Annotated in this window: 10 protein-coding genes; 5 read left to right on the top strand and 5 right to left on the bottom strand. The window is 37.8% G+C overall.

The genetic code is table 11. The features are described from left to right. Window positions 1-4 precede the first annotated feature (4 nt). From ACP6L2_RS03505 to ACP6L2_RS03495, 3 genes are all read right to left on the bottom strand, one after another. On the bottom strand, window positions 5-2,338 hold the full coding sequence (locus ACP6L2_RS03505; RefSeq protein WP_440507910.1) for a prolyl oligopeptidase family serine peptidase: 2,334 nt from the start codon (window positions 2,336-2,338) through the stop codon (window positions 5-7). Between the two features lie 195 nt (window positions 2,339-2,533). After that, window positions 2,534-5,932, bottom strand: coding sequence for a DUF1080 domain-containing protein (locus ACP6L2_RS03500; RefSeq protein WP_440507909.1), 3,399 nt, complete (start codon window positions 5,930-5,932; stop codon window positions 2,534-2,536). Window positions 5,933-5,947: 15 nt separating this feature from the next. After that, window positions 5,948-7,216: a Gfo/Idh/MocA family oxidoreductase gene (locus ACP6L2_RS03495; RefSeq protein ID WP_440507908.1), complete on the bottom strand. Its 1,269-nt coding sequence runs from the start codon at window positions 7,214-7,216 to the stop codon at window positions 5,948-5,950. Window positions 7,217-7,835: 619 nt separating this feature from the next. Between ACP6L2_RS03495 and ACP6L2_RS03490 the strand changes: the two genes are divergently transcribed. The 3 genes from ACP6L2_RS03490 to ACP6L2_RS03480 are packed head-to-tail and all read left to right on the top strand — an operon-like array spanning window position 7,836 to window position 11,686. Further along, on the top strand, window positions 7,836-9,407 hold the full coding sequence (locus ACP6L2_RS03490; RefSeq protein WP_440507907.1) for a glycerol-3-phosphate dehydrogenase/oxidase: 1,572 nt from the start codon (window positions 7,836-7,838) through the stop codon (window positions 9,405-9,407). A gap of 26 nt (window positions 9,408-9,433) precedes the next feature. Further along, the gene (glpK, locus tag ACP6L2_RS03485) at window positions 9,434-10,927 is read left to right on the top strand and encodes a glycerol kinase GlpK (protein WP_440507906.1); all 1,494 of its coding nucleotides are present in this window, start codon (window positions 9,434-9,436) and stop codon (window positions 10,925-10,927) included. A 33-nt stretch (window positions 10,928-10,960) separates the two neighbouring features. Beyond that, window positions 10,961-11,686 carry an MIP/aquaporin family protein gene (locus ACP6L2_RS03480; protein ID WP_440507905.1) on the top strand — a complete coding sequence of 242 codons (726 nt, stop codon included), beginning with the start codon at window positions 10,961-10,963 and terminating at the stop codon, window positions 11,684-11,686. A gap of 196 nt (window positions 11,687-11,882) precedes the next feature. Here ACP6L2_RS03480 and ACP6L2_RS03475 read toward each other — a convergent pair whose 3' ends face one another. Beyond that, window positions 11,883-12,701: a mechanosensitive ion channel family protein gene (locus tag ACP6L2_RS03475; protein WP_440507904.1), complete on the bottom strand. Its 819-nt coding sequence runs from the start codon at window positions 12,699-12,701 to the stop codon at window positions 11,883-11,885. A gap of 86 nt (window positions 12,702-12,787) precedes the next feature. Between ACP6L2_RS03475 and ACP6L2_RS03470 the strand changes: the two genes are divergently transcribed. Beyond that, a complete protein-coding gene (locus ACP6L2_RS03470; RefSeq protein WP_440507903.1) occupies window positions 12,788-13,957 on the top strand; it encodes a cysteine desulfurase family protein in 1,170 nt (389 codons plus the stop codon). Window positions 13,958-14,035: 78 nt separating this feature from the next. Continuing rightward, window positions 14,036-14,362 (top strand): HesB/IscA family protein, encoded by a 327-nt coding sequence (locus tag ACP6L2_RS03465; protein ID WP_440507902.1) that lies wholly within the window; start codon window positions 14,036-14,038, stop codon window positions 14,360-14,362. Window positions 14,363-14,408: 46 nt separating this feature from the next. Here the strand turns inward: ACP6L2_RS03465 and ACP6L2_RS03460 are convergent, their stop codons facing one another. Then, window positions 14,409-15,389 carry a DUF3810 domain-containing protein gene (locus tag ACP6L2_RS03460; protein WP_440507901.1) on the bottom strand — a complete coding sequence of 327 codons (981 nt, stop codon included), beginning with the start codon at window positions 15,387-15,389 and terminating at the stop codon, window positions 14,409-14,411. Between the last annotated feature and the right edge of the window lie 92 nt (window positions 15,390-15,481).

The following is a 15,481-nucleotide window of genomic DNA, read 5'->3' as shown; positions in this document are numbered from 1 at the left end:
TATCCTACTTTTTCAAGGTATTTTCAAATAACTTGAATATCCGCTTATACTCGTCGGTCCAGCTACTTGGAGTTACAAATCCATGATCTTCTACCGGATAGACTGCTAAATCCCAATTATCCTTACCTAATTCAATTAGACGTTGGTTTAGACGAACAATATCTTGGAATTGCACATTCACATCAACCATACCATGTAACATCAAAAGATTGCCTTTTAAGCCATCCGCAAAGTAGATTGGTGAACTACGTTTAAAAGCAATAGGGTCCTCGATAGGCGTATTTAAAATATTGGAAGTATAGCCGTGGTTATAATGAGCCCAATCTGTTACGGAGCGTAATGCAGCACCTGATTGGAATCTATCAGCTTCAGTAAACAAAGCCATCAGGGTAATAAAACCACCATAAGATCCACCATAGATCCCTACATGATTAGGATTGATGTTATAATTTTTCACTAAGTAATCCACTGCATCGACTTGATCTGTCAAATCCTTTCCTCCCATGTGCCTATAGATTCCAGTCCGATGATTGCGTCCATATCCAGAACTTGCGGTATAATCCACATCGATGACGGTATAGCCATTATCAGCTAGCATATTATTGAACATAAATTCTCTGAAATATTGGCTCCACCAGTAATGCACATTTTGCAAATAACCAGCACCATGAACAAATACTACTGCAGGTTTATTTGGATGCGGGTTCTTAGCCGTGTAAACTCGAGCATATACATCATCACCATGTCGATTTTGGAATTTCACCATCTCTGGTTCTCGCCAAGCATAGCTGTTAAATTCTTCGCTGGTCGATTCCGTTACTTGTTTTGCATCTGCTTTTGGTTTATTAGCTTGGATATATAATTCCCAAGGTTTATTGCTCGTAGAGTGATTAATCGCCAACCAACGTTCATCTGGAGATAAGGTCACTTCATTTCCACCTTTAGCAGAAGTTATTTGCGTAAAATTAGAACCATCGGTATTCAAGGAGTAAAAATGCGTTATTCCAGGATGATCTTTGTTACCTGAGATATAAAAAGTCTTCTTATCATTCGATAATTGAACCGATTGTACTTCCCATTTTCCTTGGGTTAATTGTTTCTTCTGACCATTGGATAAATCATAGGTATATAGGTGGGAATAACCCGTCGCTTCACTTTGGAAATAGAAAGTATTTCCATCAATCCATCTAACCTCTCTCCCAATACCTGGACCAGATATCCATGCTTCATCATGCTGCCTATCAATTAAACTCAGACTAGCATCTGTAGGATCAACTTTCAATATCCAAAAATCCTTATTGTCTTGAGATTTAGCGGTGATAACTCCATATTTCCCAGAAGGTGACCAAGTAAGCATTCCCCAATTAATCGGGCGATCCTTATTTTCCTTTTTTAGTTGAGTTAAACGTTCAGGATAATCCGATAAATATGCAGGGAGGTCTTTAATTCCCGGAATGGTAGATGCATTCAATTCTAAGACGGTATCCTGATCCAACTGATATACATAGGATGCATAGCGAGCTTGGCTGTTTCCTACCTTGGTTCGCATGTTTAAGTCTTCTACATATCCTGATCTAGTAATAAAATCCGGAACGATGGTATTTCGGTTACCTCTAGCCATATGGATCAAGCGATAATTGATGAACTTCCCATCTGGGTTGATACTTAAACCAGCTAGCATAGCATCGCCAATATATATCGGTTTTAGGGCTTTTGATGTTCTATTTCTTTCTGGTTTATCTTTCTCTTTAAAAACATCAAATAATTGCTCTTGATCTTTTTTTAACCATTCATCTTGTGGACTCAAGGTTGGACCTTTACTTGGCGCATTTCCTCGAACAAAATTACTTAGCTGTTTTGTTTCCAGGCTTGTAAGATCTAAACTATATATATTTTCATTTCTGACATACGCGATTTGTTGCGTGTTTAAAAAGCCAATAAGGTTCTCACGTTCAATAGTTTGTGTAAGGCGTTTAGTTCCTTTCTTTTTGACGTCTACTAGAAATAGGTCTCCATCACGCTCATACAAAGCAAGACTACGATTATCATTATAAACATAGTTTGGAACCTGATCCAACTGTGCAATACTATCTGTGCTCAGTTCATACTTCTGTTTATTGACATCCCAACGGTAAACTTCTGATTTCTCCAAGTTCTTAGGATTCCAATTAAAATAGAGAAACTTACTATCTGCTGACCAGCGGTAATTGCTAGGTGAAGTTCCCATCCATTTGGGATCACGCATGATTTTTTCCACTGTCAATGGAGCTAACTGTGCAAATACTTGAGCAGCAGGAAAAAGTAAAAACAGGGATACTGTAAAAGATAACTTACGCATATCGATATTTCATTTTTAGCATTATAGCAATAATACAAGATTATTGATTGATTGACAATAAAATTAGCGTTTTTCAGATGGAATAACACGTAACATTTCCTTCTCAATTTATCTTATTAAAATACTTCAATTAGGGCACAAAAAAAACAGTGTCCCTTAAGAGGAACACTGTTTTAAATCGTTTAAGACAGGAACTTACAATTTTTTAACGCGAATATTGCGTAAGAATACTTCTGTTCCATGACCTAAGAAACCGATATGGCCTTTGCTATTTTGCAGACCTGGATGGTTCTTTTTATCAGCAGATCCATTCTTTGTAGCTTGTGCTAAATCGCCATCTACAATGACCTTGCCGTTCACAGTCACTTTAATTTTATTTCCTTGAACTCGAATTTCTTCTGTGTTCCATTCACCAACCGGATTCAATGAACCACGCTTAGCAGCGATGATACCATAAACTGAACCGTGGTATTGATAAGGTTGTAAGTTTTTGTAAACTTCAGCACCATCGTCTAAGATCTGGATTTCCATACCTGCATAAGCAGCATCACCTTCAAGTGGCGTACGGATACCAACACCGTTATTAGCGCCTGGCGTTAATTTGAATTCAAAACGATATACAAAATCACCATACTCTTCTTTGGTGTATAAATTCTTACCAAATTTAGCATTCGGGTTAGAACGGATCCATCCTTCTGGAGTGATCTCATAAGCAGGAGTACTGGTCCATTTATCTAGATTAGTACCATCAAATAATACATCGAAACCTTCTTGCTTCTCTTGAGCATTTAAGCTGAATACCTCTTTTCTAGGTAATTCTTTCACGAAAATATCACGATACCACACACGTGAACCATGTGCTTGAAGTTCAATTTGCTCCGTAGGGAAAATCGACTGGTTTCTGTCCCAATAGTTTTCCAATGGAACATTGTCTACTACTAATTTACCATTTAACCAAACCCATACGTTCTCACCTACCATTTTGATTTTGAACGTATTCCATTCACCTAAAGCATTATCAGCTACTAATAATGGATCTTTCTTTCCTTTGGAATTGTTGTATAAACCACCTGAACCTACTTGTGCACCCACATTTGTTCTGGAGATATCCCAAATTTGAACTTGTGGAGTACCACGTAAGTAAACACCAGCATCTGGTTCTTTTCCGTTTGGATCCAATTTCCAATCCACCAACATTTCAAAGTCGCCATATTGCTTTACAGTAGCAATGTTATCACCATGTCCGGAGAATACCATCTCACCATCTACTGCAGACCAGCTATCACGCATCTTCTTATCAGCTTCAGCTTGTTTTTTAGCTAATTCATCAGCAGACATTTTAGAACGCTTGATCGGATTTTCTACCAATCCTTTCCAACCTTTTAAGTCTTTACCATTGAAGATGGAAACAAAACCTTCACCTTGAGGCATCTCTGCTAATTGACGAACAATAGCTTCTTTTAAATAAGAACTCTCACTACCAGACAATTTACCAGAAGCCTTTTCTAAAATAGCACGAACATCCTTACCTACATAGGCACTGTTATCCATGGCAATGTTCATGGCTACATTAGAAGCTGCATCTCCTAGTTCCTTATCATCCATGTATTGTGCAGCAAACATTAAAGCTTGGTAAGTTCCAGTAGACTGAAGATTATTTAATGCTGCTTTTCTTTGGTTAGCGTTTTTAGCTATTTGGAAAGCATCACGTAAGTATAAAGTCTTTTGTTCTGGTGTAATTTTACTAGCATTGATTTGTTTGATCAAGCCATTGAAAATCGTATTGAAAATAGTAGCATCCTTCTCTGTACGGGAAAGTTGAATTAAAGTTCCCAAAGACTCCGGATTAGACCAATTAGCCAATGCTTGAATGGCTTCAGCTTTCAAAGGTCCAGGACTATTCACATAATTCTGAACCGCTTTCAACGCCTCAGGACCACCAACACCAGCGAAGATCGGGAAATACTTTCCTGCTGATGGAGCTGCTGAACGTGAGATATTAGCTGCTAATTTTTGAATCTTAGCATCCTTATCCGAGCTAGCATTTAAAGCGATGATAGCTGCTTTTTGAGCTGCACTAATTTCTTCTGCATTTTCAGAATCTAAAAGTGTGATAGTTGCTTCAAAATTATCAGCATTTACCACGTTTGCTAATGCTTTGTAAGCTGCTAAACGTACTGCTGGATCAGAAGATTTTGTTAAACCAAGGACAGCAGCAGAGGATTTCTCATTCGTACGTTGAGACAAAATATCCAATAATGCTAATTGCGTTTTAGAATCTGCATTCGCAATGGCAGCATTAACAACATCGATTGTTCCTTTGTCTTTAGAAGAAAGGATTAATGTTTTGATATTTTTTAACTCTGCTTCTGAAGCTGAAGGAATTTGTTTAATTAAGAATTCCGTATTTGAACCTTTGCTCAATACCGATAAAGCATTAAGTGCTGCAATTTTCGCTTCTTCATCCTTCAGAGAAGAATATCCCTTTTCAATAGTTGAAATTGAATTTTTAGCGTCTTGGTGAGCTAAGAAATTCAATACTGCTTCTTGCGCATCTGCATTTAACACTTTAATGGATGAAGCTAGTTTCTTTAAATCAGAAGCAGAAGCTTCATCAGCTAACAATCCTAAAGCAACATTGCGTAATAACTTATCATCACTTGCAGCTAACTTAATTAAGTTCTTTTTCTGTTTAGAAGGTGAGATATCTGTCAATACACTCAAAGCACCAGCTTGAATAGTTGAAGATTTAGCTGCGCTAGCTTTTTGGAATAAGCTAGTTGCAAACTTAGTAGCAGCGGAAGTTTCCTTTTTATCCACTAAGTTCTCAGCATATAAAACAGCTAAACCAGCCGCATTCGAGCGGTCAAAAGCAAAGTTCTTTGCCTCGGCTTTTTGCAAGAATAAATCTGCAGATTTTACACCTGCAATCTTACTTAGAGCTGTTAAACCTGCAAATTGGAAGTTATCAGAATTGTATTTACTCAACAATTCCATAATTTTTGTTTCCGCATCAGCAGATTCTAAATCGCCTAATGCCGTAACTATTGCTGTAGCTATTTTTTCGGAAGATTCAGCTGCAAGTGCAGTGTTTAATGCTGCTGCAGATTCCTTCGTACGGATTCCATTTAATACACGAGCAGCCTTTTCAGCTAATTGCTCATCAGCTAAATAAGGAGCTACTTGTTGAATAGCATCATTCTTAGCACAGTTTTTCAATAGTTCTAAGACATAGCCTTTATTGTTCACATCAGTAAGTTTTGTTAATGCGCCCAATAAACCTTTCACATAGACTTCACGTTTGGCTTCCATTCCTGGTTGCATCACGTAAAACGCATAAGAATTGGTCGCATACTCTACAGGGGCATTATTACCTCCTTGTGGTTTCAAGCCAGTCAATAATGCGGTAATATCGTCTGCGCTGAAGTTTTCCAATTCTTTCATGGCTTGGGTAAACTTCCCAATCTCTTCAGCAGGTTGTTGCGCAAGAACATCAGCAATTTTGGTTGCAGTTGTTCTATTTGCAGGTTGCTGTGCATAGGCAGCAACTTGTATAAATAATAATGCGGTTATCGTGTTAAATACTTTTTTCATGATTTAGTTTAGGTTTTAGAATGACCAAGGGCCTCTCATTGGTTGATTAATTAAACGGTTTGCTGCTTCATCATTCACAAACTCTTGTTTAGCAGAATCGTAATTAAGTGTTCTGTTTAAACGTAATGCCGCTAATCCCAAGTTCACCAATGTACATGAATAATACCCGTTCTCTTCATTTAAAGCAAACTTCTGACGAGTCCTTACTGCTTCAACAAAATCAGTTACCTGAGGTGCAGGATCAGGATATTGAGCTAATTTGCGTTCCATATCCGGAATATCCGATTTAAATCCACGGTATAATTTTCCATTTGGACCTTCAATATAAGCTTTACCTTCTTCGGTACCAGCTCCATCTAAAATGATCTGACATCCATCAGCATAGGTATAGGTAATCTTGCGCCAAGTACCAACTGCATCTGAATGCTGCTGAGGAGCATCTACCTCTATTTTAACAGGGCTCTCACTATCTTTACCTAAGAAGTATTGAACTGGATCTAAATAGTGTTGTCCCATATCACCTAAACCACCACCATCATAATCCCAATATCCACGGAAAGTTGTATGTACGCGGTGCGCGCTATATGGTTTATGAGGAGCAGGACCTAACCACATTTCATAATCCAATTCTTTAGGTACTTGTTGTACAGGTAGATTTTCCTTCCCTACCCAATAGAATTTCCAGTCAAATCCGGTATGCTTACTGATGGTAACTTTCAATGGCCACCCTAACATACCTGTATCCACCAATTTCTTGATCTTTTTAACAGGCACATTCATACCATAGAAGTTCGCATCAAAACGGAACCAAGTATTCAAACGGAAAATATTACCATGCTGTTTTACAGCCTCTTTTACTTTCTTACCTTCTCCAATTGTTCTAGTCATCGGTTTCTCACACCAAATGTCTTTCCCTGAGCGAGCGGCTTCAACAGCCATCAAGCCATGCCAATGCGGAGGAGTTGCAATATGAACGATATCCACTTCCGGATTATTAATTAAATCGCGGAAATCATGATGCTCTTTAATTCCACCACCTAATGCTTTTTGTGCTAATGCTAAGTGACGCGTATCTACATCACAGATGGCAACCGTCTTTGTGCCGGCATAGCCAAAATGTCCACGTCCCATAGAACCTACACCGATTACACCTTTGGTCAAATGATCACTCGGTGCTAGGTAGCCCTTACCTAAAACAAAACGGGGAACAATGGTAAATGCTGCCGCCCCGATCAAGGATTTCTTTAGGAAATCACGTCTAGAAGAATTTTTTATTTCTTTCATAATATTGATGGTTCCATATAAGATAATCAAACACAAAACTCCCTCTTTAACGCTAATTTTAAACGTCAAATTAAGAGTAGATGCCGATTATTGCTTCATTAAAAATTTATATTGTAGATTTAGTTTACAAGTGTAATCAAACTTTTTAAAAATGTGTTATTCATTCCTGCCATTTCCGTATTTATTATAGCCAATACTACTCATTTTTCGAATTTTTTATCTAATCAACCGATTGCGTAAATAGAATATTACGCATTTTGACTATTTTATGAATTCCTTGCAGCTTATATGGATAATAACAGTACTTCGGTAAACCTCAAACATTACAATCCATACTTAGTTATCACAGGTTCTAATAATTTAATATTAACTTAATACTTAAGTGCAATGTCCTACTGTTAAACCTTATAAATGCCTTGAATAAAATTATTTAGCTAATATTCTACCTGTTTTTATTCAATAGGAATTCAAATTTGTTTAAATATACCTAATAATTATGGTTTAAAAATAGATAAAAAGCTTAATTTAGCTTTCATCATTTTAGTATGGGTAATAAATAATAAGCTATAGCTTGTCATTTCCATTCAAAAATCCTTAATTTTAGCTAAAAGACATATCAATGCAAGTCGTACCTAACAGAACAGAGCAACTAAACCAGATAAAGACAACCGACAAATGGGATATTGTAATCATCGGAGGAGGCGCTACAGGCCTAGGAACTGCCGTTGATGCTGCAAGCCGTGGATATAAAGTATTGCTTATCGAAAAATACGATTTCGCTAAAGGAACCTCAAGTAAGAGTACCAAGCTGGTACATGGTGGTGTGAGGTATCTTGCCAATGGCGATATTAAATTGGTGATTGGTGCCCTACGTGAGCGAGGTCTTCTATTTAAGAATGCACCACATGTCTCTTCGGTACAATCCTTCGTTATTCCAGTATATTCAACTTTTAGCAAGTTGAAATACTTAATCGGACTTAAATTATATGATTGGTTAGCTGGTGCCTTGCGTGTTGGGAACTCCATTTCCCTTTCTAAGAAAGACGTAGTCGAAAAATTACCTCATATAGAGCAAAAGTCACTTCATGGAGGTGTCTTATACTATGATGGCCAGTTTGATGATGCACGTCTAGCAGTTAATCTTGCTCAAACAGCTATTGAACATGGTGCTACAGTACTGAATTATGTGGAAGCAACAGGATTCTCCAAGAATGAGCAAGGAAAAATCAATGGATTGACCATCTTCGACCGAGAAACTCAAGAATCTTATGAAGTCAATGCAAAGGTAATTGTTAATGCTACAGGCATTTTTGTTGATGATATCCTCAAACTAGATACTGCCAATCATAAAAATTTAGTACGCCCAAGTCAGGGTTCACATATCGTTATTGATCAAAAGTTCTTAGCGGGTAAAGATGCCTTAATGATTCCAGAAACCTCGGATGGCCGTGTATTATTCGGTGTGCCTTGGCATGGAAAGGTTTTATTAGGAACAACAGATATTCCTATTGATCAGCATCAAATCGAGCCTAGACCGATGGAAGAGGAAATCGAGTTTATTCTAGCAACTGCTAAGAATTACCTTGAACCTGCTCCTACTCGTGCAGATATATTAAGCATATACGCCGGATTAAGGCCTTTAGCTGCTCCTACAGACAAAGATTCAGGAAGTACTAAAGAAATCTCCAGAGATCATAAACTGATCAAGAGCGAGTCTGATTTGATCACTATTACCGGTGGTAAATGGACCACTTACCGTAAGATGGCAGAAGATACAGTAAACCTGGCCATTGAGACTGCCAAGCTGATTGAAGTACCTTGTAAAACGAAACAGCTGCCTATTCACGGTGCTACTAAAGACAGGTACCATGGACACTGGAGTTTGTATGGTAAAGACTATGCTGCCATACAGCAATTAGCTCAAGAAGATCCGAGCTTAAGAGAAGAGTTAGTAGCCGGTTATGATTACCAAGCAGTAGAAGTCGTTTGGTCATGTCGCAACGAGATGATTTGTAAAGTGGAAGACTTTTTAGCACGTCGTAGTCGCTTGCTTCTATTAGATGCCAAGGCATCTATGGTAGCAGCACCAAAGGTTGCGAGAATTATGGCCAAAGAGCTTGGTAAATCTGAAGAATGGATAGTACAAGAAATTAAAGCGTACGAGGAGTTAGCTGCTCGTTACTTACTATAAAATAACCTTTTATAAAACAACATAACATGAAAGAATACATTATTTCCTTAGACCAAGGAACGACGAGCTCTCGTGCAATTCTATTTAATAAAAAGGGCGAAATCGTTAATATCTCTCAAAAGGAATTCCAACAGTTTTACCCAAAATCAGGATGGGTAGAACATGATCCTCAGGAGATTTGGTCTAGTCAATTAGCTGTTTTCACCGAAGTACTTGCGAAATCTAAAACTAAACTTGATTTCCTTAAAGGTATTGGTATTACCAATCAACGCGAAACCACCATCGTTTGGAATAAACGCACAGGCACCCCTATTTACAATGCTATTGTTTGGCAAGACCGCAGAACAGCTGATTATTGCGCTGAATTAATAAAAGCAGGTCATTTAGAAAAAGTACAAGAAAAAACAGGTCTTTTAATAGACTCTTATTTCTCTGCTACAAAGATCAAATGGATTTTAGATCATGTCAAAGGTGCTCGAAAACTTGCTGAGCGTGGTGAATTAGCATTTGGAACCGTAGATAGCTGGTTAATTTGGAATCTAACCAATGGAGAAGTGCATGTTACGGATGTTTCCAATGCTTCAAGAACTATGTTATACAATATTAATGAGCTGAAATGGGATGAGGAGTTGCTCGAACTATTTGATATTCCGGCAAACATCTTACCCGAGGTAAAAAGCTCATCAGAAGTATATGGAACCACATCCACCGAATTAGGAAATAAACAAATCCCAATTGCAGGTATTGCAGGTGATCAACAGGCCGCTCTATTTGGACAAATGTGTACGAAGAAAGGAATGGCTAAAAACACCTATGGTACGGGCTGTTTCTTATTGATGAACGTAGGTAATAAACCTGTCAAATCAGAGAACAAGTTGGTTACTACCATTGGTTGGAAGATTGGAAAAGACGTTGTTTATGCCTTAGAGGGCAGTGTATTTATTGGTGGTGCTGTTGTTCAATGGCTTCGTGATGAACTGAAGATCATCAAGAAATCGAGTGATGTGGAGGCTTTAGCAAGCAGTGTTCCTGATACCGATGGGGTATATTTAGTACCAGCTTTCGCAGGGTTAGGCGCTCCACATTGGGATGCAAATGCTAGAGGAACTTTATTTGGTATCTCCAGAGGTACTTCAGATGCCCATATTGCTCGTGCTGCATTAGAAAGTATAGCTTACCAAACCTATGATATTTTGAAAGCTATGGAAGCCGATTCAAAGACCAAGATCAAAGAATTGCGTGTAGATGGAGGTGCAACTCAAAATAATTTCTTGATACAATTTCAGGCAGATATCTTAAATAGCACTGTTGTACGTCCAGAAATCACCGAAACGACGGCTATGGGCGCTGCATTCTTAGCTGGTTTAGCTGTTGGATTCTGGAAGGACATTAAAGAATTGGAAAACCTTTGGAAAGAAGACAAACGTTTTACACCTAAGAAAACTCCAAAATTAAAAGAATATATTGCATCATGGAACAGAGCGGTCAAATCAGTAATCTATTGGTCAGCGAATCCATAAATATGAATCTAATAACTAAACACTAAACCTTATATGACTCCATTTTTAGCAGAATTAATTGGTACCGGAGTAATGATCCTTCTTGGAGGAGGTGTGGTAGCCAATGTGGTTTTAAACAAAACAAAAGGTAATAATAGCGGTTGGATCGTTATAACAACAGCCTGGGCTCTTGCGGTATTTGTAGGTGTTAACATAGCAGGACCGTATAGTGGCGCGCATTTAAACTGTGCTGTAACAATTGCTAACCTAGCCATGGGTAAAATGGACTTAGCCACTTCCCTATCTTATATGGGGGCTCAGTTCCTTGGAGCCATGATTGGTTCATTCATTGTTTGGCTGATGTACAAAAATCATTTTGACGAAACAGAAGATCCAGGAACCAAACAAGCGGTATTCTGTACTGCACCTGCCATCAGAAATTATCCCATCAACCTTATTTCCGAGATTGTTGGTACATTTGTATTGATCTTTACCATCCTACATTTTCAGGACGCTAAGTTTGGGGAAGACCAAGTTATTGGCTTGGGCTCTATTGGCGCCATCCCGGTTGCATTCTTAGTATGGGTAATTGGATTATCTTTAGGAGGTACTACGGGATATGCTATTAACCCTGCGCGTGACTTAGGACCGCGTATTATGCACGCCATCTTACCAATCAAAAACAAAGCTGGATTTGATGGAGCTTATGCTTGGGTGCCTGTACTTGGCCCAATAATTGGAGCTTTATTGGCTGTAGGATTGAATTACTTCATCCATTAATCAGAAATTATTATGAAAAAGGGATTCTTTAAGTTATTAAACAGCATCAATCAAAAGATCTTGCCTAAGTATAGCAAGAAGGACCCTTCTAAACTCAGTAAGCTACAACAGGCCGTTGTAGCTTACCGATATTTTGTTCTGATAAATTCAAAAGATTAGAAACTAGTTAACCAATCAATCAAGATTTCATCAAGTTTTATTTCAACAGATTACCAAGATTGGTAGCAGGGAAATTAACTTCAGCTTTATCCAAAATCGCTTTAATCTCTTCGCCAACCTCATTTTTAGTTGCCCAATAGACTTCACGTTTAGTCCAAGCTCGAATAGTTAGGGTAATTCCTGAATCCTTCAAATCACCAACAATAACCTCAGATTTTGGAGAATCTAAAATCCTTTTATCATTTGCTAACGCGGTCATAATAGCTTCTCTTGCCGTCTTAATATTCGTATCATAAGAAATCAAAACGTTAAATTGCATACGTCTTGCAGCAATCTTTGTAAAGTTCTTAATCACCGAATTCGCCAAAGTTCCATTTGGACTAAATACCCGAATACCATCATCATCAATCAATGTAGTATAAAGTAAATCAATACGTTCTACAGATCCAGATGAACCATTAGCTGAAGAAATATAATCGCCGACATCAAATGGTCTGAACATCAATATCAACACTCCACCCGCAAAATTGGATAAGCTTCCTTGCAAGGCCATACCTACTGCTAAACCAAATGCTGATAATGCTGCAATAAAGGAGGTCGTTTGAATCCCCATGGTATTAGCAACCGTCAATAGCAATAAAGCGTATAAGGTAAATTTTATTAAGCTCTTAATAAATGAGCGTATTGATATATCGACATTTCGCTTTTCAAATCGGCGGTCAACAAACCTTAATGCAAAATGAATGACATATCGACCAACGAATAAGATGAAAAATCCAATGGCGATACTCGGTAATTTCAACAATACCGAATCAAATAACTTTTCTAAACTTGTTTCTAAGTTTGCAAACTTCATACTACTGTGTGATTTATTGAACTGCAAAATTAAAAAATATATCGTTTTTAGCGTAGATATGGCAATATTTTAAATAACTTTAACATATGGGATTGATGTATTTTGATAATAATGCGACGACAAGAATTGATGAGCAAGTCTTAGCCGTAATGATGCCGTATCTCCAAGAATCCTATGGAAATGCTTCGAGTGTTCAACATAAATTAGGCCGTCAGGCCAATCACGCTATTGAAAACGCAAGAAAACAAATCGCCGATTCCTTAAACTGCCAGACCAAAGAATTATTTTTCTGCAGTGGTTCTACCGAGGCGATCAATACCGTTTTAAGAGCTTTCCCTAAAGCATACAAAAGCAAAGGAAATCATATTATTTCATGTAAAACAGAACATAAAGCGATATTGAGTACTTGTGCAGCTATAAATAAAGAAGGAACTGATATTCAATTGCTAGATGTGGATTCAAATGGCAGCATTAATCTAAAAGAGTTAGAAGATGCTATCCGTGAGGACACTATTTTAGTCAGCTTAATGGCAGCCAATAATGAAACCGGCGTACTACATCCAATCGCTGAAATTGCGGAAATTTGCGAACGAAAAGATGTCTTGTTTTTTTGTGATGCTACGCAGTGGATCGGAAAAATACCTTTGGACCTTCAAAAGGTTCCTATTGACATTCTTTGTTTCTCGGCACATAAATTCCATGGTCCTAAAGGAGCAGCTTCATTATTTATCCGTAGAAAATCTAAACCCATTCAGATTCCAGCTTTAATTGTTGGTGGGAATCAGGAAAACGGTTTCCGTGGTGGAACTTATGCCGTTCCTCAAATCGCGGGAATGGGTAAAGCCTTATCTTTATCAATTAAAGAGCAGTACACAAGCAAATTACGAGACTATTTTGAAGAAGAACTTCAAAAGAACATACCAGACATAAGTATACATGCAAAAGCAGTAAATAGACTACCGAATACCTCCAATGTTCAATTTCTTCATGTACGAGGAGCAGAATTAATGACCAAACTACCTGACATGTGCCTTTCTTCTGGTTCGGCATGTGTATCGGGGTCCCGAGATCCATCTCACGTGTTGAAAGCAATGGGCTTAAGCGATGAAGACGCCTTTTGTAGCCTTCGTTTTAGCTTTAGCAGGTACAATACCATTCCCGAGATAGATCGAGCAGTAGAGCTCATTAAAAGCGTCGTTTCACAAATTCGAGAGCAGTCTCCTATCTGGCAGCTGTATAAGGATGGCTTATTATGACAATGCGCAGATGATAGGAAAAACAGGAAAATGAAAAATTGATTAACTTTGTAAAATACTAGCAAGAGGAAAAAAAGCATGGTAACCATAACAGATAAAGCGAAGGAACGTATTGAAGAAATCATGAGCAGTGAAAACTACGACCAAAACTACTTTGTCCGCGTAGCTGTAGAAAGTGGCGGGTGCTCTGGTTTGTCGTATAAACTGAACTTTGATAACGAAGAGAAAAAAGGCGATCAATTTTTTGAAGATAAGGGAATTAAGATCTGTCTTGATATTAAATCTTATCTATATTTAGCAGGAACGGAATTAGATTATTCCGATGGTTTGAATGGAAAAGGATTTGAATTTCATAATCCTAATGCATCCAGAACCTGTGCATGCGGAGAAAGTTTTTCCGTATAAGCGTTAATAGCAATTAATTTTTACCATAGATTCCACAAGAGGCTGCTTATTCAAGTGGCCTCTTGTTCTTTTCATATGCAATTATTAGCCTAGTAACCATACCATATCGAGCCATCCCCTCAGCTTGGTTATTATGCTTTAGGTATTGATCGTAAAACAGTCCAGATATATCCGCTATCCAACCTGTATAATTCTTCCAAAACTCTTGATCTGTTTTAAAATCCCCCAATACTTTCGGAGAAAGCTGGGCTCTATATTGCTTAAAAAGTACTGGATCCACTAAATAGAGCGAATGCAATAAATAACTGACACTTTCATAATAAGCTGAATAAGCAAACCACGGATCTTCCTGCTGATGTAATTTGACGTAAGCAATAAAATTACACTCATCCTCAAATCCTATCCCCATTTGATGCGAAAGCTCATGTGCCACTGTAAATGGATAACTAGCCAAAGGCATCTTACCATTGATATGCGCTTCATGGGTCAATGGATTGAAGTATCCCGAAACCCCAAAATAAGAAGCCAAAGTATTGGAAAAAGGGTGTTTAATTTGAACTTGGGTTTTCGACAACATGGGAAAATCCTGATCATTCTTCATTAAACTTTCAATACGCTTCTCTGCCCCGTTTCGTTCAAAACTATTAAAGTCCAACTTTTCACTTAGTGCATTAACTATCTGAATATGATTGGATAAAACAGAAAGATGATCTTCCAACAGAACGGTATCTGTTTTTAATTCAAACTGCGTGCTAATTGTTACTCTGTAATAATTTAATCCCCAAGATATATTAAAGTAGGCATATATCCCCAAGAACAAAATAATCAGCTTTAAAAAGTTAAATAATGCCCTTTTACCCTGCTTACGAAACAACAGAAAGATACTTCTGAAAAATAAGTATATACCTAAAGCAAAAATTAAAGCATAGCAAACATCACCAAAGCTAAAAGGAATCCAACCGAATAGGATCTTAGGAATCCATGAGAATATCGGATAAAAACCTTTGCTGTAATAGTTTTCTATCATGTTCCCATTGCTCATTAACCCATTTAGGAGAATTATCAAGAGCAATAAGGAAAATACCCAAATTCCTAAGAGTTTCAGCGGATTACCCTTCA

This window comes from Sphingobacterium lactis (assembly GCF_051951495.1).
GTDB lineage: Bacteria > Bacteroidota > Bacteroidia > Sphingobacteriales > Sphingobacteriaceae > Sphingobacterium > Sphingobacterium lactis_A.
Note: the sequence above shows the minus strand (reverse complement) of the source record. Positions and strands in the feature narration are given on the sequence as shown.

What these genes read in the sequence shown, in the direction of transcription:
- ACP6L2_RS03505 (WP_440507910.1), bottom strand. Translation starts at nt 2,338, where the DNA reads ATGCGTAAGTTATCTTTTACAGTATCCCTGTTTTTACTTTTTCCTGCT.
- ACP6L2_RS03500 (WP_440507909.1), bottom strand. Translation starts at nt 5,932, where the DNA reads ATGAAAAAAGTATTTAACACGATAACCGCATTATTATTTATACAAGTT.
- ACP6L2_RS03495 (WP_440507908.1), bottom strand. Translation starts at nt 7,216, where the DNA reads ATGAAAGAAATAAAAAATTCTTCTAGACGTGATTTCCTAAAGAAATCC.
- ACP6L2_RS03490 (WP_440507907.1), top strand. Translation starts at nt 7,836, where the DNA reads ATGCAAGTCGTACCTAACAGAACAGAGCAACTAAACCAGATAAAGACA.
- glpK (WP_440507906.1), top strand. Translation starts at nt 9,434, where the DNA reads ATGAAAGAATACATTATTTCCTTAGACCAAGGAACGACGAGCTCTCGT.
- ACP6L2_RS03480 (WP_440507905.1), top strand. Translation starts at nt 10,961, where the DNA reads ATGACTCCATTTTTAGCAGAATTAATTGGTACCGGAGTAATGATCCTT.
- ACP6L2_RS03475 (WP_440507904.1), bottom strand. Translation starts at nt 12,701, where the DNA reads ATGAAGTTTGCAAACTTAGAAACAAGTTTAGAAAAGTTATTTGATTCG.
- ACP6L2_RS03470 (WP_440507903.1), top strand. Translation starts at nt 12,788, where the DNA reads ATGGGATTGATGTATTTTGATAATAATGCGACGACAAGAATTGATGAG.
- ACP6L2_RS03465 (WP_440507902.1), top strand. Translation starts at nt 14,036, where the DNA reads ATGGTAACCATAACAGATAAAGCGAAGGAACGTATTGAAGAAATCATG.
- ACP6L2_RS03460 (WP_440507901.1), bottom strand. Translation starts at nt 15,389, where the DNA reads ATGATAGAAAACTATTACAGCAAAGGTTTTTATCCGATATTCTCATGG.